Origin of the sequence: Microcoleus asticus IPMA8 (assembly GCF_013179805.1) — a bacterium.
Lineage (GTDB): Bacteria > Cyanobacteriota > Cyanobacteriia > Cyanobacteriales > Microcoleaceae > Microcoleus > Microcoleus asticus.
In genome coordinates, this window is record NZ_SRRZ01000115.1 from 1 (window position 1) to 25,275 (window position 25,275).

Annotated in this window: 15 protein-coding genes and 1 pseudogene; 6 read left to right on the forward strand and 10 right to left on the reverse strand. The window is 44.2% G+C overall.

The window, feature by feature from the left end; all coding sequences use genetic code 11:
• Positions 1-333: 333 nt before the first annotated feature.
• A complete protein-coding gene (locus tag E5S67_RS32670; protein WP_216670692.1) occupies positions 334-594 on the reverse strand; it encodes a hypothetical protein in 261 nt (86 codons plus the stop codon).
• Positions 595-1,309: 715 nt separating this feature from the next.
• Between E5S67_RS32670 and E5S67_RS24530 the strand changes: the two genes are divergently transcribed.
• Positions 1,310-3,274 (forward strand): adenylate/guanylate cyclase domain-containing protein, encoded by a 1,965-nt coding sequence (locus E5S67_RS24530; RefSeq protein ID WP_246276973.1) that lies wholly within the window; start codon positions 1,310-1,312, stop codon positions 3,272-3,274.
• Positions 3,275-3,413: 139 nt separating this feature from the next.
• On the opposite strand, the gene E5S67_RS24535 is transcribed toward E5S67_RS24530, so the two are convergent.
• The 7 genes and pseudogenes from E5S67_RS24535 to E5S67_RS24565 all read right to left on the reverse strand — a co-directional run bounded on the left by E5S67_RS24535 (position 3,414) and on the right by E5S67_RS24565 (position 15,020).
• On the reverse strand, positions 3,414-3,854 hold the full coding sequence (locus E5S67_RS24535) for an ester cyclase (protein WP_172190965.1): 441 nt from the start codon (positions 3,852-3,854) through the stop codon (positions 3,414-3,416).
• Positions 3,808-4,520 (reverse strand): annotated as a pseudogene (locus tag E5S67_RS24540) (IS1 family transposase). The gene E5S67_RS24535 and the pseudogene E5S67_RS24540 overlap by 47 nt, the downstream one beginning before the upstream one ends.
• 241 nt (positions 4,521-4,761) lie before the next feature.
• Positions 4,762-5,709, reverse strand: coding sequence for an aldo/keto reductase family protein (locus E5S67_RS24545; protein WP_172190966.1), 948 nt, complete (start codon positions 5,707-5,709; stop codon positions 4,762-4,764).
• Between the two features lie 129 nt (positions 5,710-5,838).
• Positions 5,839-7,176, reverse strand: coding sequence for a guanitoxin biosynthesis MATE family efflux transporter GntT (gene gntT / locus E5S67_RS24550; protein WP_172190967.1), 1,338 nt, complete (start codon positions 7,174-7,176; stop codon positions 5,839-5,841).
• A 114-nt stretch (positions 7,177-7,290) separates the two neighbouring features.
• Positions 7,291-12,822, reverse strand: coding sequence for a trifunctional serine/threonine-protein kinase/ATP-binding protein/sensor histidine kinase (locus tag E5S67_RS24555; RefSeq protein ID WP_172190968.1), 5,532 nt, complete (start codon positions 12,820-12,822; stop codon positions 7,291-7,293).
• 169 nt (positions 12,823-12,991) lie between these two features.
• Entirely contained in the window at positions 12,992-14,551 is a 1,560-nt protein-coding gene (locus tag E5S67_RS24560; protein ID WP_172190969.1) for a UDP-N-acetylmuramoyl-L-alanyl-D-glutamate--2,6-diaminopimelate ligase, read from the reverse strand.
• A gap of 163 nt (positions 14,552-14,714) precedes the next feature.
• Positions 14,715-15,020 carry a glutaredoxin family protein gene (locus E5S67_RS24565; RefSeq protein ID WP_172190977.1) on the reverse strand — a complete coding sequence of 102 codons (306 nt, stop codon included), beginning with the start codon at positions 15,018-15,020 and terminating at the stop codon, positions 14,715-14,717.
• Between the two features lie 351 nt (positions 15,021-15,371).
• On the opposite strand from E5S67_RS24565, the gene E5S67_RS24570 reads away from it, so the two are divergent.
• From E5S67_RS24570 to sbcD, 3 genes are all read left to right on the forward strand, one after another.
• Positions 15,372-16,649, forward strand: coding sequence for an ATP-dependent DNA ligase (locus E5S67_RS24570; protein WP_172190970.1), 1,278 nt, complete (start codon positions 15,372-15,374; stop codon positions 16,647-16,649).
• Between the two features lie 89 nt (positions 16,650-16,738).
• Positions 16,739-17,314 carry a Uma2 family endonuclease gene (locus tag E5S67_RS24575; RefSeq protein ID WP_172190971.1) on the forward strand — a complete coding sequence of 192 codons (576 nt, stop codon included), beginning with the start codon at positions 16,739-16,741 and terminating at the stop codon, positions 17,312-17,314.
• A gap of 159 nt (positions 17,315-17,473) precedes the next feature.
• Positions 17,474-18,715 carry an exonuclease subunit SbcD gene (gene sbcD / locus E5S67_RS24580; RefSeq protein WP_172190972.1) on the forward strand — a complete coding sequence of 414 codons (1,242 nt, stop codon included), beginning with the start codon at positions 17,474-17,476 and terminating at the stop codon, positions 18,713-18,715.
• An 84-nt stretch (positions 18,716-18,799) separates the two neighbouring features.
• Here sbcD and fmt read toward each other — a convergent pair whose 3' ends face one another.
• Complete coding sequence (gene fmt / locus E5S67_RS24585; RefSeq protein WP_172190973.1) at positions 18,800-19,798, reverse strand: methionyl-tRNA formyltransferase; 999 nt, start codon at positions 19,796-19,798, stop codon at positions 18,800-18,802.
• Positions 19,799-20,239: 441 nt separating this feature from the next.
• The gene (locus E5S67_RS24590; protein WP_172190974.1) at positions 20,240-22,489 is read right to left on the reverse strand and encodes a tetratricopeptide repeat protein; all 2,250 of its coding nucleotides are present in this window, start codon (positions 22,487-22,489) and stop codon (positions 20,240-20,242) included.
• Between the two features lie 382 nt (positions 22,490-22,871).
• On the opposite strand from E5S67_RS24590, the gene E5S67_RS24595 reads away from it, so the two are divergent.
• Together E5S67_RS24595 and E5S67_RS24600 are read left to right on the forward strand one after the other, a co-directional pair.
• Entirely contained in the window at positions 22,872-23,822 is a 951-nt protein-coding gene (locus tag E5S67_RS24595; RefSeq protein WP_172190975.1) for an RsmB/NOP family class I SAM-dependent RNA methyltransferase, read from the forward strand.
• Between the two features lie 64 nt (positions 23,823-23,886).
• On the forward strand, positions 23,887-25,233 hold the full coding sequence (locus E5S67_RS24600) for an ABC transporter substrate-binding protein (RefSeq protein ID WP_172190976.1): 1,347 nt from the start codon (positions 23,887-23,889) through the stop codon (positions 25,231-25,233).
• Positions 25,234-25,275 lie beyond the last annotated feature (42 nt).

Here is a 25,275-nt window from a genome sequence, read left to right on the forward strand (position 1 = left end):
CAATCGAACCACGGCGCAAGCCCCTTTTCTCCATTAACTATGATTCTCTAGGCTCCTTAAGCATCTCAGGAGTTTTCTGCACCACTAAGGCTACAGCGTCATAATCTTCCTTTTATCCCATATCGGTCAACCCCTTACGGAGTTATGGGTTGACCGATTGTTGTCACCCCATCACTCTGTAAGGGCAAAGCGAAAGAAGCTCCCTAGCCCGATCGGGAAAATTAGTAATATTTTTAACCAAAAGGAGGGATTTTATTTAGCTATTGGAGTGTGTTTTTCTAAATTCATTCTCAGGCTTCCGAATCGTATCGGCTCAATAAGTAGGGGGAGCAGTTATTCTAGTTGCCAAGACAAGCCCAAGGGATGAAGAGAAGACTTTTCGCGGATAATAGTGGATATAGAAGGAATGATTCTCAGTTGAGAAATTCGGTCACGCACATACTCAAAAAAACTGATTCCCAACTGACGAGTAGTAGCAACAAGAAACATAAAAGTTTCCCTTGCCTGAGTACCCTCAATCGTCCCAGTTGCATAGCAGATATTACGTCGCTGCACCAGAGTTCGGGCAGCTAACTCAGCCGGATTATTATGCAAAGGTAATTCAGGATGCTCTAAAACCCGCTCGCAACTCCGATACTTTTGTCGCAGTTAATTGTTGGCGTTCATTCAACAATTCATAACCGCTTTTCGTTGTAAAAAGTAGCCAAAATTTAGACTTTAAAGGCAGTGCAGCTTCTGCACTAGGAGCATCTTTGTAAGCTAATAATTCCCGATAATAGTCCCAAAAATATTCGATCAACTACCCTAAAATTACTTGATGGCAATGTTGTCATCACCAAAAACTGAGATGGCGTCAGGTATTTATGTAAATGAGTCTGGTAGAATCTTCGTATCATTATTTTTTTGGATAAGCAAGCGTGTAACAATTCTGCTGCCTATCTTTTTTTACCACAAGTTGGCTCAATCCTTACTAACTATGGGTTTGGGGCGGGTTGTCACCCCTCCAGGAGGCACAATATTCATCAATAAAATTGATGGTGGATCGAGATGGGCGGGCTTCATCCACAGACAGCAACTGAGTTTGGGTCGTTTTCGGCTATTATAATCCCATCAGAGTGACACAAGAGCAATAAATTGCCTGTTGAAATTGTCTAAAGGGTTGTGGGGTATGAGGTGTAGGGTGTAGGCGCATGCAAATTAAATTCCTATTAACTTATGCTAGGTATCAATGTCGGAAGAAGTCACTATGCTTGGTAAATCAAGGATGCCCTTATCACCTGGACTTTTCAGAAAAATTCCCCTACAAATAATGCTAATTGTTCCATTTGTTGTTCAAACAGTTGGAGCAGTGGCTGTTGTTGGTTATCTTTCCTATAGAAACGGTCAAAAAGCAGTAAATGATGTAGCTACTCAGTTGCGGAATGATGTTAGCGATCGCATCAACCAAAATCTAACTTATCTGCTTGCTATTCCCTTTCAATCCTTTGAAAACTATGATGCAGCCCTGAGCCAAAACCGCATCGATCTTAATAATGGGAGAGACGTAGAGAAGTTTCTATGGGGACAACTTCCTGCCTTTCCCCTTGTTGCTGCCGCAGCTTTTGTTACCCCCAATCAAGAGTTTTTTGCAGGTGAGCGGCAGGATGATGGCGCGATCGTCATCCGTACTTCGGAGGTAGAAAATAACCACACTTTGACGACCTATACCGCCAGTCCAGAGGGGGAACGCCGAGAAATTATCAACGCCGGGAACCCTAACTTTGATCCCCGCAACCGCCCCTACTATAAAATTCCAGTCCAGCAAAAGCAAGCTGTTTGGGCAAAACTGTATCCTCACATTACAGGTAAATACCTATACATTGCGGCTGGCAAACCCATATATACCAAGACTGGAGATATCCAAGGAGTGTGGATGACAAGCTTAAATCTAATAATGTTTGGGGATTTTTTAAGCCAACTCAAAATCGGTAAAACTGGGCAAAGTTTTATTCTGGAACGTTCTGGAGAAATGATTGCCACCTCTACAGGGGAAAAGCCCTTTCAATATTACCCAGACAAGGTTGTCCAACTGCCAGAGCAACGAGTTCAACGACTCAAGGTTGTCAATAGTAGCAATGCCATCACCCAAAAAGCGAGTCAAGCTTTGCTAGAGCAGTTTCAGGATTTTCAAAAAATCCAAGCATCTCATCAACTGGAATTTACTGTCGATGGTAAAAGTTATTTCGTCCAAGTCGATCCTTTTCGAGATAGTAAAGGTATTGACTGGTTGGTGGTGGTGACTATTCCAGAAGCAGACTTTATGAATCAGATTAATGCCAATACTCAGACTACAATCCTGCTCTGTTTAGCAACTTTGATTTTGGCAATTTTGTTGGGTATCCTGACCGCTCGCCGGATTATCCATCCTGTGGAGCGGATCACTACTGCTTCGGAAGCGATCGCTGGGGGCAATCTCAACCAACAAGTGGAGGTTAGTTCCATCGTTGAACTTGGCAAATTAGCCAACGTTTTTAACGGCATGACCAGACAACTGAAGGATTCTCTAGATGCCATCCATTTGGCAAATGAAGAGTTGGAAGCTAGAGTGGAGCAAAGAACTGGAGAACTGCGCCTAGAAAAAGAAAAGTCAGAACAATTACTTTTGAATATCTTACCTGCCGAAATTGCCGATCGCCTCATGCGGACTAATGAATCTCCTGCTGAACATTTTGAAGAAGCCACGATTTTGTTTGCGGATATCGTAGGTTTTACTACTATCTCGGCACGGATAGAGCCGATGCAATTGGTAGCAGGTTTGAACCAAATTTTCTCTACGTTCGATCAACTCACTGAGAAGTATGGCTTAGAGAAAATTAAAACCATTGGGGATGCCTACATGGTAGTTGGTGGTTTACCCGTTTCTCGACCGGATCATGCCGACGCGATCGCCAACATGGCGTTGGATATGCAAGCCTATATGCAAGAGGTGGAGAATATTTTTGGGGAATCTCTACAAATTCGGATCGGGATTAATACGGGTCCTGTAATTGCGGGAGTAATTGGGATTAAGAAATTTATCTATGACCTCTGGGGTGATGCGGTGAATGTCGCCTCAAGGATGGAATCCCACGGCAAACCGGGATACATTCAAGTCACCGATGCGACTTATCTCAAATTACAGAATAAATACTTACTAGAGCCAAGGGGTACGATCGAGGTCAAGGGAAGAGGAGAAATGATGACCTATTGGCTTTTGGGTCGGCGGGGAGGAATATTAGCCACTAGCACTCGATAGGTGAATAACTGTTACAATAACGTTAACTAAGGGTTATTTTAACTCAATGTTAATTATTGAATTATCTAGGAGAGAAAACTGCCTATGCTAGCACCTTTCATCCCAACATCTACTGTATTGCACAGGTACAGAATTACGGCTAGACCTTCTCAGAAGCCTGAATCTGGCTTACAATATCTGACATTGGCCAATATCCCCAAGATTCTGTAATCTGCTGGTTCTCAATCTTAAATATTTCTAACGCCTCAAATTCTATTTTAACTCCACTGGCAGCCATACCAACAAACTCACCCAGGTGCGTAGCTGTAAAGTGGCCTCGAAATACAACTTTGTCATTTTCTTCAATGAGATCGTCAATCACCACTTTGATATCTGGAAAGGCTTTGTGAGTCGCCTTCAGTATCTCAATCGCATCCTCGACGCTTCGCACTTGAGGTAGCCCGTGATCTAGATAATTCGGCACAATATACTTATATGCAGCTTCGTAATCTTGATTGTTATAGATTTCAAAAAACTGTTTAACTACTTCCTTATTAGGTAGTGCTAAACAAGTAATAATGGATGAAATACCAGATTGCACCGATATGATTTTCTAAAGATTTTGAAAAGGACAAAGTTTTTCGGACTAGCCGAGACACCCGTTGCCTCAACGTATTGTTGAAGCGCTCAATGTAGCTGGTGAGAGCCTGTTTCTTTTCCCACCGCTTTCCGGTCGTTTGGTCGGTAGAACAGCCCCATACGCTGCCCAAAAGTCCGTGTATGCAACTGCGCATTGGCGGTAGACAGGTGGTAACGATTGCCACAATTGGCGGGTTGCAGCTTCATCCCGACTTCCAATGTAAACACCCACAATCTCGCGGGTGTTTGCATCCAGGGCCAACCAGACCCACTGTTTGTTTCCCTTGTTATCGACAAAGGATCACAACTCATCACACGCTCATTGTTAGCCTCCCCTTTTTTTGGGTGTCACTTGGACTTGGCGTGACACCCCAGCATATTTCTCATTGATGTAGGGAAAGTAGCCATTGCTCAGACACCGCTTGTTGCACGGGCAATGCCAGCGAGGGAAATGCGTTCCAGCAGCAAGCGGTCAATCAATGCCCGGGTTGCTGTATCAATCACTTTCTTGTGTGGATGCAAGGGCAAATTGCCGTCCACACTCATGACACTTAAAGCGCTGTTTACCGTTGTGGATGCGACCGTTTTTGACAGTTCGGGAAGATGTACACATGGGACAAGCATGCATGAGCAGACAAAGATAACCAGGAAATCAACTTTAACTCTTATATCACTTATCATTACATCTTGAGCGCTACCCCTTATTAGTCAGGGTATTCATACAATCTCATTTCTAGTTTGACAGGTAAATCATACACGAACGCTGTTACGTTGTAAACTTGTCTTTTTGAGTTTCCAGAGCGATCGCATACGTTTATTAACATTTTCAGTAGTTTTGTGAAAGTTGCGTAAGTCCTGACCTACTTTCCTCACTTGCCTACAACTGATACCAGTGCTCGATCGATTGCTGCCAATACGTCCGCATCCAGTTGTATTCCTGATGCAGCAGCGTTATCAACAATTTGTTCCGGACGACTAGCACCGATAATGGCTGAAGATACGTACTCAGAGCGTAGTACCCAAGCCAGAGCTAACTGTGGCATACTCAACCCTAAGTCTTGGGCAATGGGTTTCAGTGTCTGTACTGCTGTTAGAATGCGATCGCTAAACAACTCCTCCAACAAAAACCAATTCATTTTTTCATTTGCAGCGCGAGAATTTTGAGGTGGAACTTGTCCTGGCTGGTATTTGCCTGCAAGTACACCTTGAGCTAATGGCGACCAAACAATCTGACCAACACCATTAGCTGCACACAATGGAAACACTTCAGCTTCCGGTGTGCGCCACAGCATAGAATACTGAGGCTGACTGGAAACAAAGCGTTCAACATCAGCAAGATTGAATGCAGATTGAATTTGCTCTGGGCTCCACTCGCTAAAGCCGATGTAACGAGCTTTTCCCTGACGCACTACCTCAGTTAGTGCCGTCATTGTTTCCTCCAAAGGCGTGTTCGGATCGTAGCGATGACATTGATACAAGTCAACATAATCGGTACACAATCGGTGTAAGGAAGCATCAATTTGTTTTCTGATCTGGGCTGCTGACAGTCCTTGGTCAGTAGGTGACGTAGGAAAGAAGACCTTAGTAGCTAGGATATAGGACGATCGCTCAATTCCTTGTAATACTTCCCCTAGAAATGACTCAGCACCGCCAGCCGCATAAGAATTAGAAGTGTCAATGAAGTTAATACCAAGGTCAAAGGCTTTGTAAATGCAAGCCTCTGCATTTTGCTGTTCGACACCCTCACAAATACCCCAGGAACCAAGACTGATTTCTGAAATATGCAATTCGCTGTTACCCAATTTTCTGTATTTCATTTGTATTTCTTATTTCAATGTTTTTATCTTTATTTATAAAAAATAAAGATAATTCGTCAAAATAATTGTAACCGTCCAAGATACTATAAGGCAATGAGAGTTTAGGCGGTATTTTCAAGATCGATTAAATTATGAGTTGGCAACAGCCTCCTTCTCCTCATTTGATTGCAAAGTCATAGGTATCTGTATTCCAGAAACTAATACGCAAGATAACATAAATACGGATAAAGCTAACCATAAAAAATGATTGCTATGAAAATAAAAGGTTGATAAACATAGAAAGATAAGTCCCAGTAAGCCGCTGACCAAGTACGTATTGCGTACAGCAGAACCCTCACCCAAGCCAGAAAAATATCCATCTAGAATATAAGCAACTCCCGCACCCACTACAACAATGGGTATCCAAAGGATATAAATTTTAATTGCTTCTATCAATTCATAATGGCTAGTGAACAGATGAAATATCGGGTCAGGAAAAAGGAAAGCAGCTAGTCCAACTAATAAACTAATCACCAGATTGGTTGCTAATGCAATTTGCAAAAGTGGCACAAATTTATGTGTTGTTCCTTGACCTTGAAAGTTACCGATTAAACTTACAGTAGCGTATTCTACTCCATCACACATATACATACTCAATGCTACTATTTGAAGGAGTAAAACATTTTCAGCCAGAACCTCAGTCCCCAATGTAGCACTAAAAGCATTGAAAAGGACAAAAATAGATACGATAACTATAGACCTAACAGATAGATTGCCATTCAAAACAAAAGCAGTTTGCAATGCGGACAAATTTAGGACTTTTCCTGTTAAACTACCTATCTCTTTTAAGGGAAATTCACTGCCAATCATCACAAGCGCTACAAATAAGGTTAGATACTGGCTAATAGCCTGCGACAATCCCGCCCCCATGCTTGACCAATCCCAAAGGACAATGTAAAGGTAATTCAGTGCAACATTAGCAACATTCCCAATAATAGTGAGTAAAAGAACTTTGCGGTTTTGTTCTCTTCCAAGAAACCATCCAATTAAGACTAAGTTGACGAAAGCCGCAGGCGCTCCCCAAATCCGACTATTAAAATAAGTAATACCGGCAAGTTGCACATCTGGAGTAGCGTTCAACAACATAAAGCCTAGCTTCCCCAAAGGGTATTGCAGCAGCAGAAAAAGCATACCCAATCCCAAAGCGATTAAACCATTTTGTAGCCCTGCTAGAAGTATGTCTTCTCGGTCATCTCGTCCAACTGCTTGAGATGTAATCGCAGTTGTTCCTGACTTAATAAAAGAACAACTTTCGTATAAACAATCAAACAAAATAGCACCTAATGCCACCCCTGCTAAATAACTAATGTTTGACAGGTGTCCCAGGAAAGCTACGCTGATTGCACCCGATAAGGGTATTGTAATATTCGACACTACGTTGACAGCAGCGATTTTCAGAAAGCGATATAGAAAGTCGTATTGAAGCAATGTCAAAGTCCCTTGGGATAGATACTCCAGTCTAGTTTATCAGTATTTTTTGCCTGATGCCAACTTGAAATGAAGTCAAGCAGAATATAGACTTTTGCACGATGTCTATTAGTTTTAATCAATGAAAATTTCAATGACAAACTCTGTTCCTTCTCCCAGTGCAGAAATACAACTCAGTTTTCCGCCGTGTTTTTCTTCTACAATTTGACGCGATATCCCCAGTCCCAACCCAGTCCCTTTGCCCACGTCTTTAGTGGTAAATAGATGATCGAAGATACGATTTTTTACCTCTTCCGACATTCCATTGCCGTTATCGACGATGGAAATTTTTACCTGTTCGCCTTCCACTTTTGTCCGAATAGTGATTTGATTGGGATGGGCTTCAATCTCTGCAAAATTCCGTCCTTGATTGGATTCTTCTAAGGCATCGATCGCATTCGCCAGCAGATTCATAAATACCTGGTTTAATTGTCCCAAATAACATTTTACTTTGGGAATCTTGCCGTACTCTTTAATGATTTGAATTTCAGGATGCTTTTCGTTCGCTTTCAGGCGATGGCGTAAAATCATCAAAGTGCTATTGAGTCCTTCGTGGATATTGGCTTCAACTTTATTGGCCGTATCTGCGCGAGAAAAAGTGCGGAGGGAGGTGCTGAGGTTTTTGATGCGATCGCATCCTATTTTCATGGAACTCAACATTTTGGGTAAATCTTCTACTAGATAATCTAAATCTATTTCCTCTGCTTTATTAATCAATTCTGCTTCCGATGGAGGAAACTTTTCTTGATAGAGGCGCAAATAATCAATTAAGTCTTGGACTCCAGCATGAGCTTCATTAATGTTCCCGGCAATGAAACCAACGGGGTTGTTGATTTCATGGGCAACCCCTGCCACTAGATTACCTAATGCTGACATCTTTTCACTTTGGATCATTTGCATCTGAGTTTGCTGAAGTTCATTCAAAGTCTGCTGCACTTGGTGATAGAGGCGGGCATTTTCCAGAGCGATCGCCGCTTGACTAGAGAGAAAATTCAGCACTAGGAGGCGCTCGGGACTAAACACCCCACTGGTTATCCGATTTTCTAGATACAAAATGCCGACCAAATTCCCCTGATTTAGAATTGGCAAACCCAGCAAACTCTCCGGCTGGTGGTACTCTAAATAATCGTCAATTACAGGCATATCTGTTTTGAGGCGATCGATGACAACTGCTGCTAGGGTGTTTTTAACATACTGGATTAATTTAACGGGAACGGTGGGATGGTTCTCTAGGGGTTCCGTTTGCAAGCTAATGTGTTCCAAGGTAGCGATCGCCCGCACTTGCCATTGTTGATCTTGGCAGAGCATCAGTGCACAGCGATCGGCTCCAGAGTTTTGTAGCATGGTTTGGGTCACAATTTGCAGCAACTCATCCAGGTCGATCGTGCGGGAGATGACTTGGGAGATTTGCAGCAGGGTCGAAAAATCTAGAGCATGGTTGATGGAGGTGTTGGAGGTACTCTGGTGGGTGCTCGAATGAATGGAGTAAGTAGGATTGCTGAGCGTGGATACAGTTTCTAAAATAGTGAGGGGTTGGGCGGACTCTTGTAAGATAGGGCGCAGCAGATCGGGATAATATTTTTCTAAATCATCTGTTTTGGCTTTGGCTTCCCAGCGGGCGTAGCAGTAGTAAGCTTGCTGCATATAAACCTGAGCGACTTTTTCTTTGCCCCAGTCGAGGTAGAATTTGGCGGCGAGTTCGTTGGCTAAGGCTTCTTCGTTGAGGAATTGGTTTTCTTTAGCGAGTTGAATGGCGCGATCGTAATAGTCGATCGCTTCTAGTTTTTGCCCCAGTACCCGATACCGTTCTGCTTCTACCAAAAGAAACTTATGTTGGTAATTCATTGGGGCATAGTGCCCCCATTTCTTCAGCTTTTTCTGATTCGCGTTAATGCACTTGAGAATTTGCTGGCGTTGTGAAGAGGTTGCAGTCCCGTAAATTGCCAGTTGTGCCAGAGAATCGTAAAAGAAGTGCAGCACCGTTGGGAGCGAGGAAACACAGTTTTCAAAGTAGGGTTTAGCAGCATTTGACTTCTCAATTGCTGCGTCATACTGCCCGAACAAATAATGAAGATGCTGCTGGCAAACGTAACTAAAAAATAACCCTGTACGATCGCTCGCAGCCACCTGTGCGGGAATATCTTCAGCCACCCGATAGCTTTCGCCGGACAAGCAACTCGGATCGCTAGAATTACCCAGAAGATTTAAGGTCGCTTGATGGTATATCTGGATGTAAAGAGAGCCGTTTTTTTGGTTGAAAGGAGCGATCGCCGTTATGAAAGAACGAATTGCTGCTTCTGCTTCCGTTAAGTTCTCCCCTGTCCAGTAGCGATTGTAAGAATGAACCAAAGCTGCCCAAGCAGCATATTCTACATCTCCCGTTTCTAAACCGCTCTGGTAAGCTGTTAACAGCGCTGGCATTGTATCTGCGATGCGATCGCGCCAATGGCTGATAAACGTATAAGTCATAAATAGCACTTTCGCTTTCAAATCCGTCGCGTTAAAACGCTCTAGTAATTGCAGAGAAAGTTGTCCAAACTGATAGCCTCCTTCGATATCCATGAGTATGCCGCAGAGGATCAGTCCATACCAAGCATAGCCAAAAGCTGATAGGGCGGTATTGCCGTGCCGTACAGACAAGTTAACCCGCTCAAATACCAGTAGCGGCATCAACTTCGGAGCACAAAGATAGGCAGCAGAAGCAGCACTAGAAAGAATTCGCATCGCTGCCAATTTGTTAGCATCTGTCATATTTGGCAGATTCACAAGCTGTTCCGGTTTCTTGTTACCGAGAATCAACTTAGTTTTGGCTAAACCCAGCAATACTTGAGGCTGAGTCGGGTTTTTGGGAAGCCGAATCCCAAACTGCCCGAGCACATCAATTGCTGTGTAAACGCCATCCTGGGGCTGGCCTTGGGCAAGGTAAGCGAGGATTTGAATCTCGTAAGCGCTAACTTTGTCGATCAGTTCGTTTGCTTGTTGCAAAATCGCAGTAATTAGCTGTTCCATCTGTTCAAATTCGCTGCACAAATACGCTGCTTCGGCTGCCAAATTGTGCAGCGCCAGCGTCAGAGTATATTGTTCTTGCCAGCTATCGGCTGGTAAGCTGCTTATACCTGTATTGACAAATATCAATGCCGCGTCAAAGGCTGCGGCAGCTTTTGCAGTTTTCCCAGCCTGCAAGTTGAGCGAGGCTAATTCATAACGTGCTGTTCGTTCGCAAATCAGCCCGCGGGCAAAGTTGAAATGACCGACAATATCAAAAATTCTTTCCTGACGTTGAGTTTGACTACTTTTTTGCAGCAACAGTTGCCCTATTTTCAGGTGAGTGGCTTGTTTTCGATCTTCTGGAATTAGGGAATAAGCCGCTTGTTGAATGCGATCGTGTAGAAATTTGTAGTTAGGTAATTGATTGGCGGTAGTTGGCAATAAATCGGTTTTTTCCCGAGGTTCTTTTCCTTGATAAAACTTGTAAATTTCACTGGTTGGTAAGATGAATCCTTCTTGCAATGATTTCCACAAATCCGCCGCCGTTTCTTCTGGCGACTTCTCGCTGACTACCGCCAATGTATTCAAATCAAACTGCGCTCCAATGCACGCAGCCAACTTCAGCACATCCTGAGTTTCTGGCGGCAACTTCTGCAATTGCACCGCCATAAACTCCACCACATCATCGCTGATAATTAGGGCTTTAACTTGGGCAATATCGCACTGCCACCCCCCTGTTATCCCCCTCTGTCCCCCCTTAGTAAGGGGGGATGAAAGGGGGGTGGAGTTAAACGCAATCAGCCCATCTTCCTGTAGCGATTTGAGAAATTGCGTGGCAAAAAAGGGATTGCCTTTGGTTTTTTGATAAACTAAGTCGGTTAACGGCTGAGCCAAAGGGCGATCGCACGAGAGCGTATCTGCTATCAAATCGTTAATATCGGCTTGACTCAGAGGTTCCAAGGTAATAGTATTTACCGTTACTTGGGATTTTTCCATTTCTGCTACTGCCAACATAAATGGATGAGCCGGAGATACTTCGTTATCCCGATATGCCCCAATTACCAGCAAATTCTGACTATCTTTTTCGCTCATCAACACTTGCAAAAGCTTCAGGGATGCTGAATCTGACCACTGCAAATCATCCAAAAAAATCACTAAGGGATGTTCTTTTGTAGCAAACACAGAGATGAATTTTTGAAACACTAAATTGAAGCGGTTTTCGGCGGCACTTCCCAAAAGTTCAGAGACAGGCTGTTGTTGGCCAATAATTCGTTCCAGTTCGGGAATTACTTCTACAATAACTTGACCGTTGTCGGCAACAGCCTCCTGAATTTTTATTTGCCATTGCTGTAGCTGAATGTCGCTTTCTGAGAGTAATTGCTCCATCAATTCTCGGAAGGCTTGCACAAAAGCACTAAAGGGAATGTTGCGTTTAAATTGGTCGTATTTGCCTTTGATGAAATAACCGCGTTGGCGAACTATGGGTTTGTGAACTTCGTTGACTACAACGGTTTTACCAATGCCGGAAAATCCTGCAACTAGCATCATTTCCCTGCGGGATAAATTCGATTCCCCCCAGCCTCCCTTAGTAAGGGGTGAGTCTTCTTTTCCTTCGTTTCTCTCGTTTCCAGGCTCTTCTGGAAAACGAAATTTAGAGGGGTTCGCTACTCGATCGAATGCTGCTAATAATTGGGCAACTTCGGTTTCTCGGCCGTAGAGTTTCTCTGGTATGATGAACCGATCGCACACATCGCGCCGCCCAATGGCAAAACTCTCAATTTTACCTGTCTCATTGAGTTGCTGCAAACAAGTTTCTAAATCGGCTTTGGGCCCTAATGCACTCTGATACCGATTTTCAGCATTTTTAGCCATCAATTTGCTGACAATCTCCGAGAGCACAAGGGGAATTTTGGGATTAATTTCACGTACAGAGGGCGGTTGCTTGGCAATATGACAATGGAGCAATTCCATCGGATCGCTGGATTGAAATGGCAATTTTCCTGTCAGCAATTCATAAAAAGTTACACCTAATGAATAAAAGTCTGTGCGGTAGTCAAGCCCGCGATTCATTCTTCCTGTTTGTTCGGGAGATAAATAGCTGAGTGTTCCTTCGAGCACGTTGGGACTCATCAGGGTTTGAGTTTCCCTTGGCAGCAAAGATGCAATACTAAAATCAATGAGTTTGACTTGTTTAGTCTCTGGATTAATTAGAATATTGGCGGGTTTAATATCTTTGTGAATAATGCGCTGCCGGCAAAGTATATCTAATGTATTGCAGAGGTCGATCGCTATTGGGAAAAATTCAACGAGAGACGGAACAGTTTTCCCTTTCCCCGTCCATTCCTTCAGGGAAATTCCCCCAAAGTCTTCCACGATCAACGCATAGCCATTCTGGTACGTTTCCAGGCTGTAGGTTTGAATAATTCCGGGCAAGTTGAGGTTTTTGGCGATCGTGTATTGATTGCGAAAATTCAAGAGTTCGCTGAAGCTGGGATACTCGTTCCGCAAGACTTTAATCGCGACCGGTTTTTGGTCGCAGAGGCGAATTCCGCGATAAACTAGGGTGCGAGTGCCTGAATAAATTCGATCGACAATTTGATAACCAGTTAGTTCTATCATAGCAATAATTATTTTGTGATTACAATATTTGGTCTTACAAGTATAATCTAGTCCCAATCAGATTCTACCTTCGTATCAATACTGGAAAATACAGCTAATTTCCCAGACCGCGAACAGCTAACCGTTAACAGTTAACCGAATTCAGTTAACCGTTAACAGTTAACCAAATTCAGTTAACCGAATTAATTCTGGCTTTCAAGGCATCTCGCGCTTGTTCTCGATCGTCAAAATGGACTTTTTCGGTGCCCAAAATCTGATAATCTTCGTGTCCCTTTCCTGCAATCAGCACGCCATCTCCCGGTTTAGCGTCCATAATAGCAGTGCGAATTGCAGCGGCTCGATCGCACATCACGATCGGCTTTACTGCGGCGGGAATTCCTGCTAACACATCCTCCAAAATGCGATCGGGATTTTCTGTGCGCGGATTGTCGGAAGTAACAACAGCTAAATCGGCTAATTCTGCAACGATTTTACCCATGATCGGGCGCTTAGTGCGATCGCGATCGCCGCCACAGCCAAACACGCAAATCATCTGACCCGGAATAAACGGCCGCGACGCCTTCAACAAGTTCTCCAAACTGTCGGGAGTGTGCGCGTAATCGACAATAACGCTAATATCTTGTTCCGGGTTAATTTGCACCCGTTCCATCCGTCCCGGTACTCCCGAAAACAGAGATAATTTCTCCACAATTGCGGACAAATCTAAACCCAATTCTAAAACAGCACCGACAGCAGCCAACATATTTGATAAATTGAACTGACCGACTAAAGGCAAAACAAAAGCAGTTTCGCCCTTGGGAGTGTGCAGCATTCCCTTAACTCCATTGGGCTGATACTGCAAATCAAAAGCATACAAATCTGCCGTTTTGTCCCTAGTGCTATAACTCCAAACTTTTTCAGATTGAACGGTTTCAACTATGCGCTGCCCGTAGGGGTCGTCAATATTAATTACAGCGCGATTTTTGAGGTAAATTGGACTGAATAAAAGCGATTTAGCCTCAAAATAATCTTCCATATCGCGGTGATAATCGAGATGGTCTTGAGTCAAGTTGGTAAACACAGCAACTTCAAAACTACACCCCAAAACTCGCTGCTGCGCTAGGGCGTGGGAACTGACTTCCATCACGCCGTGTTTGCATCCGGCTGCTACAGCTTCTGCTAATTGCTTTTGCAGGTCAACTGCAAAAGGTGTGGTGTAAAGTGCAGTTTGTTGGAAGCCCGGCCAGCGAGTGTAAAGCGTGCCAAAAATCGCCGTCGGCAACTGCATTTCATTGAGCAAAAATTCGATTAAATGAGTTGTTGTAGTTTTGCCGTTAGTCCCGGTAACGCCGACAAGTTTTAATTTGCTAGCTGGATTGCCGTAAAAAGCAGTTGCTATTTGACCGCAAACTTGAGCCATATCGGCTGCTGCGATGACGCACGGAACTTCTTCTAGCCCCTTGCTAAGGGGGGAAGGAACCTCTTCTAGCCCCCCCTTGCTAAGGGGGGGTTGGGGGGGTGTCTTCTCGGCTGCTTGGGTGGAAATTATGGCGGCAACTGCACCAGATTCGATCGCACTTCGCCAAAAATCTCCGCCATCTACCCGAGTTCCCGGCATTCCCAAAAATAAATCTCCCGCCTGACAAGCGTGGGAATTAGTGGATAAACCCTTGACTTCGGCATCGAGGGCAGGATGTTTGGCGTCAAAGGAAATGCTGGGAACTGCTGCTAATAATTCTCTCAATTTCATCTGAAAAACTCCTTACTTAGATGTCTTGAATATGACTTGCGCAACACATTTTTTGAGCCGCTATCTACAGGCTTTTGCTGTGCGCACCATACAGGTTTACAGTAAAGTGCGTACCGCGAACCCCGAGGCCCGGATTAAGAGGTGAGTTTTTGCGTAAATCGTATTATTGTGACGGATCGATTTGCAAATATTTCTGTAACATTTGCTCCAATTGGACGACACTACAGCGGGGAGAAGGACGGGGTAACAGTTCTTCAGCGGAGAATCCAGCCTCGCCAACAGAATTTTTTGGCTGGGGCTGCACTTTAAACAAAACTGGAACTTCGTACTGATAAGCTTCAAACCAATCGTTGCGTTCAGTAATATCTCTGACTTCGAGTTGAAACTTGAGGCTTTCAATCTGTTCGAGTTTTTCTTGCAACCCTTCGCACAAGTGGCAGCCGGGTTTGCTGTACAAAATTAATCGCATCATAAGACTACAATTAGACTTGATATTAAATTCTCGAACGTGCGATCGCAAGTTGGCGAACCCAACGCGAGTAAGACGCAACTCACGGCTTTATTGGTCGCAATGCGCGATCGAAGTTATCTTAGCATTGGCTGCGAACAGATTACCGCGCTTGACAATCAAAACACTACAACCCCATCCCTCTCTTTCTTCTCTTCCTCTGTGCCCTCTGCGCCTCTGCGGTGAAAAAATAAATCTAGTTCACAAATCAAAGACTTAAATTTATTCACAACACCTAATTGTCAACTTAACCTTGACTAATAAATCAATCTTTAGTATAGTATATAAATAGCCCTACAGAAAGGAGGCAGTATGGACTGCACCGAATACGCAGAAGCCAAGCGAAAAGCAGCTAAAAAAATTAGCGCCGACATTCGAGAACGCTGGAACAATCGCATCGTCACACGAGGATTGCACTTGATGGGTGAAGCGGGGGCCGTGCAGTATTTAGCTGATTACGGGCGCGGAATTGGTACGGCAAAAGTTATTGGTTTTGCACTGTGCGCGGAGTCGGAAGGATATCAGGAAATGGCTTTTGGCTTTTGGAAAAGAGCTTTTGAATTGGAAACAGGAGAAAAGCCGATCGCCCTCAATACTCCAAACAATTCTACCGCCGATTTCGCTCCTGCTAAACAATCAACTTCCGCCCCAAAAATAGAAACTGCCAACAATCCCATTGTTCCCGAATTGCCACCGCACTTGCAGCCGGGAAGGATTGTGACGATGCAGCCAGTTGACGCGCCGAGCGATCGTTCTTATTATATCGAAAATCCCGATTATTGGGGGCAGCCGAAGCGCGACGGCAATCGAGTAGTTGTCATCGCGACGCCAGATAAAGTATACTACCAATCGCGATCGACTAACCTGCGGCAGCAGGCATCGATTGAGATCGATCGCACATTAATCGACACAGCCGCTAAAATTGGCACCTTTGTTTTAGACGGCGAACTGTATTACAAAAGCTGTACCGGCAGCGAACACCGCACGGGGGCGCAAGCTGCTACAGTTAATATTGAAAGCGGTTTTCCGACAATCCAGCCCAGCGCAATTTATGCCATTTTTAAAAGTTTGTTTTTCAAAGGCAATGATTTAACTACCGTGGCAGAATCCGAACGAATTGCAGCGGGAGTTGAAGTTGGCGAAATGGTGGCCAATTTATCCCCAGCCTTTGAAGTTGTACCGACATTTCGCACTACCGCCGAAAAAATCGTGCTGGCAAATCAGCAGGAATCTGAAAATAGAGAAGGCGAAGTTTGGGTGTTGCACAACTGCTGCTATGTGGGCGGCAAAGATGTTAAAAAATACCCGATGGTGAGGACTAAATACTGTCTAGAATTAGACCTTTTTATTGTCGGATTGACAAATACAAAAGTTGCGGGGCGGCCGTTTAGCGCCGTCAAAGTAGCGCAAGAAATCGATGGCAAATTAGTGCCAGTAGGAACAGTGGGAACGGGTTTTAGCGCCGGAGAAATGCAGGAAATTGCCCGACTCTACGAGGCTAACCCCAAAAGTGTCAAAATTAAAGTGCGATCGCAGGGTTTGACGGAAAGTGGCAAATTATGGCACGCACGATTTCTGGAATTTTGTTAAATCTGTAGGGAAACGGCACTGCCGTTTCCTTCCCCGAATATCTGAGTTCCAACACATAGTATCAGATAAAATCAGCGGAGTAAAAATCAATGGTTATCAGCAAAAACAATTTCTACATTTCTCCTGAAGACTACCTAGAAGGCGAGCGAGTAAGCCCGATTAAACACGAATACAGACGCGGACACGTTTATGCAATGACAGGGGCAAAAAAGCCTCACATTATTATTGGTAGTAATTTAGTTCGGCTGCTGGGAAATCATCTTCTGAATACGCCATGCTTAGTTTTATCATCAGATATAAAAGTCCGACTGGAAGAGGCAAATTGCTATTACTATCCTGACGTAGCGGTGACTTGCGACGAAAGGGATACCTCAACTACTGAAGATTTCATTTTATATCCATCTTTAGTAGTTGAGGTATTGTCGCCCTCAACAGCAGCTTTCGACAGAGGCGATAAATTTGCCGATTACCAAACTTCTCCGAGTTTGCAAGAATACGTACTCATCACTCAATCAGAAATCAAAATTGAGTGTTTTCGCGTCAATGCTGAGGAAAATTGGGTTTCTCAGATTTACCGACAAGGAGATGAGTTAGAGTTAAGGAGTATAGATTTTCGCTGCCCGATCGCACAAGTTTATCAAAAAGTCCCAGGCATGGTATTGTGATGTATGAAACCAGATTTTTAGTAGGAAAATTTTCTCGTCGGTACTTTGACCAAAACCTTAAACCTACTTCTTAGTAAAGACTTTAGTTTTTCTGCCGAAGCTAAAAGAGGGCTAAAGTCCTCATTACGAACCCAAAAGATAATTTACAAATAAAAAACAATGATTAAAATCTTACACCTTTCAGACATTCACATGGGCAGCGGCTTTTCCCACGGGCAGATTAATCCAGAAACTGGTTTAAATACGCGCTTGGAAGACTTCGCGGCGACGCTGAGCAAATGTATGGATAGAGCAATTTCTGAACCCGTAGATTTAGTCATATTCGGCGGCGATGCTTTCCCGGATTCTACGCCTCCACCATTTGTAAAAGAGGCTTTTGCTCGCCAATTCAGCCGCTTGGTGGACGCGCAAATTCCGACTGTTTTGCTAGTAGGAAATCACGACCAACATTCTCAGGGACAAGGCGGCGCGAGTTTGGGAATTTATCGGACTTTGGGAATACCTAAGTTTATTGTAGGCGATCGCCTGGACACTCACCTGATTCAAACCCGCAGCGGGCCCGTACAGGTGGTAACATTGCCTTGGTTGACTCGATCGACCTTAATGACACGTTCCGAGACTGAAAGCCTGTCTATGGGCGATGTTAACCAATTATTAACCGAAAAACTGACGATCGCAATGGAAGGCGAAATCCGCCGCCTAAACCCCGAAATACCAACCGTACTTTTAGCGCATTTAATGGCAGATAAAGCAAGTTTGGGCGCAGAGCGTTTTTTAGCAGTTGGCAAAGGTTTTAACATTCCCGTTTCCATGCTAACTCGCCCTTGTTTTGATTATGTTGCTCTCGGCCACGTCCACAAACACCAAAATCTTAATGCTTCCAACAATCCGCCCGTAATTTATCCCGGAAGTATCGAACGAGTTGATTTTAGCGAAGAGAAAGAAGATAAAGGTTTTGTGTTAGTTAATTTGGAACGGGGAAAAGCTGAGTGGGAATTTTGCACTTTGCCCGTGCGGGTGTTTCAGACTATTAAAGTGAATGTTTCCGAATCGGAAAATCCGCAAGCCGAGTTAGTTAAAGCTATTGGCAAGAAAGAGATACAAGACGCGGTTGTGAGATTGATTTACCAATTGCGATCGGAACAATTAGATTTAATCGACAACGCAGAATTGCACGCACTTCTGGGCGAAGCGCACAGCTACACAATTCAGCCGGAATTAGTCAGTCAGTTAGCGAGGCCGCGTTTACCCGAATTGAATGCTAATAATAGTATAGAACCATTAGAAGCTTTGAAAACTTATCTGGCAAGTCGCGACGATTTGAAAGATGTTGCGGAGAGTATGTTAGAGGCGGCGCAGGGTTTGTTGGGAGAGAAACAGGAGGTTTTGGTCGAATTTTAGGTCAAGTGTCGCGCATCTAATTACAGAATGATTTTGCTGCCAAATATTGTAGGGTGGGCATCTTGCCCGCCCTAAATATACTATTTAACTCCCAAAAATCTCACCCACCGCCAACCGAGTTCCATTGGCAAAATCCACCCCCGATTGCACCTTTTTCCCCGCTAACTGCACCTCCCGCAACAATAATAAACCATCACCGGTTTGGACGATCGCCCCCAAGCCCTTCACAACCTTAACAACTTCCCCATTTGCGCCCGACAACTGGGCTAAAACAGGCCATTCGCGTTCCAAAACTCTCAAATCCGCTGGCATTTGCAGCCAATATTCCGGCCCGACGGGCACAGTAGCTATCACCTTCAGAGAATTGCCGCGAAAAGTCGTCGTGCAATCCGGGAAAAAGCCCCTAACTTGATTGTGAAGGTCGATCGCACTTTTTGACCAATCCAGCACATAATCTGCACTCTTAATCATCGGCGCGTAAGTCGCCTCAGCATCATCTTGAAGAACAGCTTCAATTTGGTCATCCCTCAATTTCACCAAAGTTTCTACCAACAAATCCGCCCCAACTTCCGCCAACCTATCCGCCAAAGAATCAGCATTATCCAACAGCGAAATACCAGCAAAAGCCTTCAACAGCATCGCCCCAGTATCCATCCCAGCATCCATCAGCATAGTAGTAATTCCTGTTGTCTTTTCCCCGTCAAAAAGACAGCGCTGAATCGGCGCCGCACCGCGATACTTCGGCAAAATTGAACCGTGAACGTTAACGCAAGCCAAACTAGGAATATCCAGAATTTCTTGAGACAGAATTTGACCGTAAGCCACCACCACAAACACATCCGCCTCCGCTTCCCGCAACTTAGCAATTGTTTCAGCGTCCTTCTTGATTCGCTGCGGCTGCCAAACCGGGAGACTGTGATTTAAAGCCACATCTTTTACAGGTGAAGGCATTAATTGATTGCCTCTTCCCCGGCGTTTGTCCGGCTGAGTCACCACAGCCACAACCTCAAACTCTGGGTGACTTAGCAAACTAGATAAAGTAGGAACAGCAAAGTCGGGAGTGCCAAAAAAGACAATTTTCATATACTTTTAGTTAAGTAGAACTGCCCGAAAAAACCATAACATATTATAGAGGCGTGTTTAGCCAAAATCTATACAAGCCGACAGTTTATAGTGAGGTCGGAGCGGGCTTTGATCGTTGTCGATGGGTTGTAAGTATCAGGTGTGAACCCCCCTACATAGATGGTCAAATTTTTGGTAAAATCTTCAAGAAAACCTGTAGGGGCAGGTTCACCAACAATCTATAATTGACACCCCAAATATCTATAAACCCGCCCCCGCCCCACCAATAACCCCAAACAACCCTTAAATTCCATCAATTATTTAACATCTCGGTGGGGTGGGGGCGAGTTTGATAATTTGTCGATTGGTGGCAAATATTTCGGTGAACCAGCCCCTACCGAAATTATGTCTATTTAACCGGATTTGCGATCGCTCCTGAAATTTTTTTAAAGCGCTAACGCACTACCGGAACATGAAATAGAGCACAAAACCAAAGAAGATTACACACAGGCAAGACAGCCCTGCGCTATCTTCTTCCTCCGGGTTCAAAGGTTTCCCTGCGGCTGCTTGACGTTGAGGTACTATTGCTTCTGCTTCCCGGCGTTGACGTGCCCTTTTTTCTTCCTCCTGGCGCTGACGTTCCGCTTCTGCTTTCTGTTTTCTCTCCTCTAATGTACCCAAAGCCACATCGCGAATATGCAGTACACCAGGTAAACTCGGATCAATTTGCAAAGCGCGATTAAAATCTTCAATGGCCTGTTCTAACTGTCCTAATTTATGATAAACTAGCCCGCGATGATGGTAAGTATGAGCATCATTAGGATTTAATCGCAGTACCAGATCAAAATCTGCGATAGCGCCCTCATAATCGCCAACTTGATAATAAGCCAAACCGCGCTGAATATTCGCGTCTAAGCGAGAACTATCTAACTGTAAAACTTGATAAAAATCTGTAATTGCCGAGGAATATTCCCCATTGTTTGCCCGTTGTAAACCCCGTTGCCAACAAGACTCGATCGCGCTTAGTTGTAAATCCGCCCCCAAACCTTGCAAACATTGATTTAGCTTGGTTACATAGGGCAAATCATCAATGGTTAAAGCCGCAGCCAAAGCATTTAATAACTGACTTTGTTCTGGAATCGGCAAACCATGCAGTTTTAACCAATCTTGGACAGACAAATATAACTGTGCTGCGGCCCACTGCTTGTCAGCCAAACTCAACAGAGATACAGCTAAATCCAAACGCAAATCAGGAATTAATGCCGACTGTTCTTCAGCCAAGTTGTCATATAATGCCTGATAATAACCCACTGCAATTTCTATGACAGTCTCCTGTTCCTCTGCGGGCATTTTTGCCAACATTTCCGGGAGTAACTGCGGCAGCAAAGGTGTTTTTTGCTCGTTTGGAGGCAGAAATATCAGACAATATTCATCAACAATTAACCCGGCGATTAAAGCATGGAATATCCCGATAAATTCGGCCAAATCATTGTAATCATTTTTGTGCAAATGATAAGGGCGATGAATTTCGCTTAAATCTTCTCCTTCCTCTAGGGCACGGCGTTCAATTTCCGAAATTCGTAAATTTTGCTGATAGCCTTGAACTGTTTCCTCACCATAACGGCTATCAAAATCAGCCACAGGCTTACCATAGTCAATATAGGCTTGTCGTTTCCCTTGCCAATTCACAGCCCGTTGTTTGGCAAAATCATACAATACCTCAACCCAAGGTAATTGATGAATTGGGGTTTGGTAACGATATTTTTTGAAATTAATATGCCAAAAGCCAAAGCGCAAATAAAAGTCATCGGGCGTGGCGGATGAGTCTAAAATGAGTGTGGGAATTACCCGCAAACCTGCAAATAAGTTTTCCGCCGCCGCTTCTTCCCGAAAAACATTACTCCGCCAATAACCGCCCATAAATTGCACGGGCCGGCCCTCGGTGATATACTTGTCTAGGAAGTTTCGCAGATAATTGCTTAAAAATTCCTCAGATACCGGAAAGTTTTGATTTGGTTTAGCAGCATCGTGAGTCAAGACTGGCGGTGATAAGAAAACTCGTAAAATGGGTGTATCTTCAGGGTTTATGTTGGCAATAATGTTTTCGGCGGTGACGAAAATTGGGGAATTTTCTAAGTTTTTTTGTTTGACAATGGTGGCAATTGCTGTTTCGCGATTTGCCTGAGCAATCTCTCGTGCTAAAAGAGCATCTAACTGTTTTAATTCTAGTTGGAGCTGACGCTGTTCAGCGAGGCAAAATTTTTGCAATTCGGCGCGCAATACTTCTAGTTGGGCGCTGTGTTCGCGGTTGAGTTGGCCTTCATTGGCTTGAAAAGCCCAATTTAAATCCGCTAATTTATATTGTAACTCGCGGTTTAGCATACCTTCATTGCGTTGACAAGCACTATTCATTTCTGCGAGGTATTGCTGTAAATCTCGGTTTAATTCGCCTTCTTCCCTTGTGACATCAAGGGTGGCTTGATGTTGCAAGGCTTGGAGAATAGAAATATTTTCTTGTAGTTTTATTTGTTTGTTAGCGTTTTCTGAATTAATCTTGGCAATAGAGAGCGCAGTGTCTGCATTGATATTAGCAATAGAGAGGGCGGCTCCAGCTTGAATATCTGCTTGATATTCTGTCGAAAAAAGTTTCGCATTAGCATCATTTTTAATCTGAACCAAAACACTTTTTTTTCCTGGTAATGATTTCGTCATAAAAAATTGCTCCTATTTTGTATGGTTAAGGTTTGATCAACCAGATATTGATGGAATCTAAGCGTTATTTGGGGCTGTTGCTGGGGTGGGGGCGGGTTTATTCAGATGATTGGTGGGTGGCACAATTGAGCGGTGAACCCGTCCCTACGGATTTTATTGAAGATTATACCAATAATTTTACCATTCATGTAGGAGCGGGTTCATCCACATATGTGCTACTCATCGACAAACGATCAAAACCCCCCCACCCCTCTTTGGGATTTTTAATGGCGACGCACCCTAGGACTGCTTGATTAAAGTGAGAGAGGGGTGTTCCGAAGGATGATCGCCTACAATCTATAGGTGGTAAAGTTGTCAAAATTGCGATCATATTTCCTCGAACATGGAAAAACCGTCGAATCTCCTGCTGAAACTCAGCCGCAGCTTATTTGCAGACACCGCAGAACAAGAAAAGTTTATTCACGCCGTCACAAATCCCCAACCTTTTAATCCTGCCATCTTGTGGCTGCAATCAAAACCTACAGAAAACCCATTTATTCTCGAAAATCCAGTTTCTTGGCAACCGGAATTTGTAGATAGACTAGCCTTAGAATCCAAGCCCGGAAAACATTCCTTACACCAAGCAGGACATTACTACTGTCTCGACTTTTCCTCAATCTTCGCCGCCTCCACCTTATTAACAATACCGCAGCCCATCAAACTAATCTTAGATATGTGCGCCGCCCCCGGAGGTAAAAGTATATTTGCCTGGAAAACATTAAACCCAGAATTGCTGTTGTGTAACGAAGTCATAGGCAAACGCATGGGAATGCTGATCTCTAATTTAAGACGCTGCCAAATTCAACCATCCGCCGCCGCTAACGTCGATTCAAAAATACTTGCCGAAAAAATACCACAAACTGCTAATTTAGTAATAGTAGATGCTCCTTGTACTGGTCAATCACTCTTAGCAAAAGGAGACAAAGCACCCGGATGCTTTCATCATGTCACCATCAACAGCAATGCCAACCGCCAAAAAAGAATCTTAGCCAATTCTGCTAAAATTGTAGCGTCGCAAGGTTATCTTGCATACATGACCTGCACTTATTCAACCGCAGAAAACGAACAAGTCAGCGAATGGCTGTTAAGCAAATTTCCCGAATTTCAGCCAGTCACTGTTCCTCATTTAGAAAAATATCGATCGCACCTGACAGAAATTCCTTGCTATCGGATGTGGCCGCAAGATAAACTAGGAGCAGGAGCTTTTACCGTTTTGTTTCAAAACACCTCGGATGGAGAGAGAAATCAGCTACCAGCCGATTTTCTAGATTTAACTCGTTTTACCAACCTCTAACTATCCGCGTCCATCGGCTTTCATTTGCGGTTAAAAAAACTTCTTTCCTGAATACAACTAAAAAATGATTTTATCAAAATTATCCCAAGCCCTCAAAATGCAACTAAAACTAGCTGCTTGCATTTTACTTATTTTAAATTTGGTAATATTAAGCGGCTGTGAAAGCCCAGAAAAAAACAGCGAAAAGATTAAAATTACACTGTGGCACGGCATCAATCCTCCACCAAATCGCGACGTATTTCAAACCCTCACAGACAAATTCAACAAAACGCATCCCAACATCCAGATCGAACCAGTTTACATCGGCCAGCCAGACCAACAACTCCCAAAAATACTAACAGCAATAGTTGGAAATGCACCGCCTGATTTGCTGTGGAATAGTGCCACAATTTCAGGAAAGCTAGCAGAACTCAACGCAATTCAACCCTTAGAAAACTGGCTTAACAAATCGCCCCGGAAAGCCGAAATCGACCCGGCACTCTTCGAGTCAATGGAACTGGGCGGACATACTTGGTCAGTTCCCCTAGGTACAAATAACACCGCCATATTTTACCGTCCCAGCTTATTTAAAGCAGCAGGAATTAAAAAAGTTCCCCAGAATTGGGCGCAATTAAAGCAAGTAGCTCGATCGCTCACCCGAGACACCAACGGAGACGGCCGCACAGACCAACACGGCATAGTCCTCCCCCTAGGCAAAGGAGAATGGACAGTATTTACCTGGCTGCCATTCATGTTCACTGCAGGCGGCGAACTCAAAGCCGCAACACCTCAAACTCCCGTACCCCAAATAGACAATCCCGGTTCTCGCGCGGCCTTAGAATTGTGGAGCGACTTGTTAAAAGAAGGTTCAGCAATACTGTCAGCACCAGAACGCGGTTACGAACTCGACAACTTCATCGCCGGTAAAGTCGCCATGCAAATCACCGGGCCGTGGACGCTAGCACAATTGCAGCAAAGCCCGATCGACTACGCAGTGATGCCGATACCCGCCCTCAAACGCCCCGCAGCCGTCGTTGGGGGTGAAAACCTATTTTTAATGAAAACCTCCCCTGAACGAGAGCGAGCAGCCCTAGAATTCTTAGAATACGTTCTAGGTGAAGAATTCCAAACAGCATGGGCATTGGGAACAGGTTACTTGCCAATTAACTTAAAATCGAGACAGAGCCAAGCTTATCAAAGCTTTGTGGAAAAAAACCCTGTTTTGCGAGTATTTTTAGAGCAAATGAACTCAGCCAGAGCGCGACCCATTATTTCAGGTTACTCCCGCCTGTCAGAAAACCTCGGTCGCGCCATAGAGGCAACCCTTCTCGGCCGCAACCCCCAAGACGCCCTTAAAGAATCTCAAGAGCGTTTGACACTAACCTTATACCAATTTCCTAAAGTCATGCTACAGATAGAGCATCTAAAATAAATTCCCATCCCGTCAAAGAAGCAATAACTTCCAACGTCAACT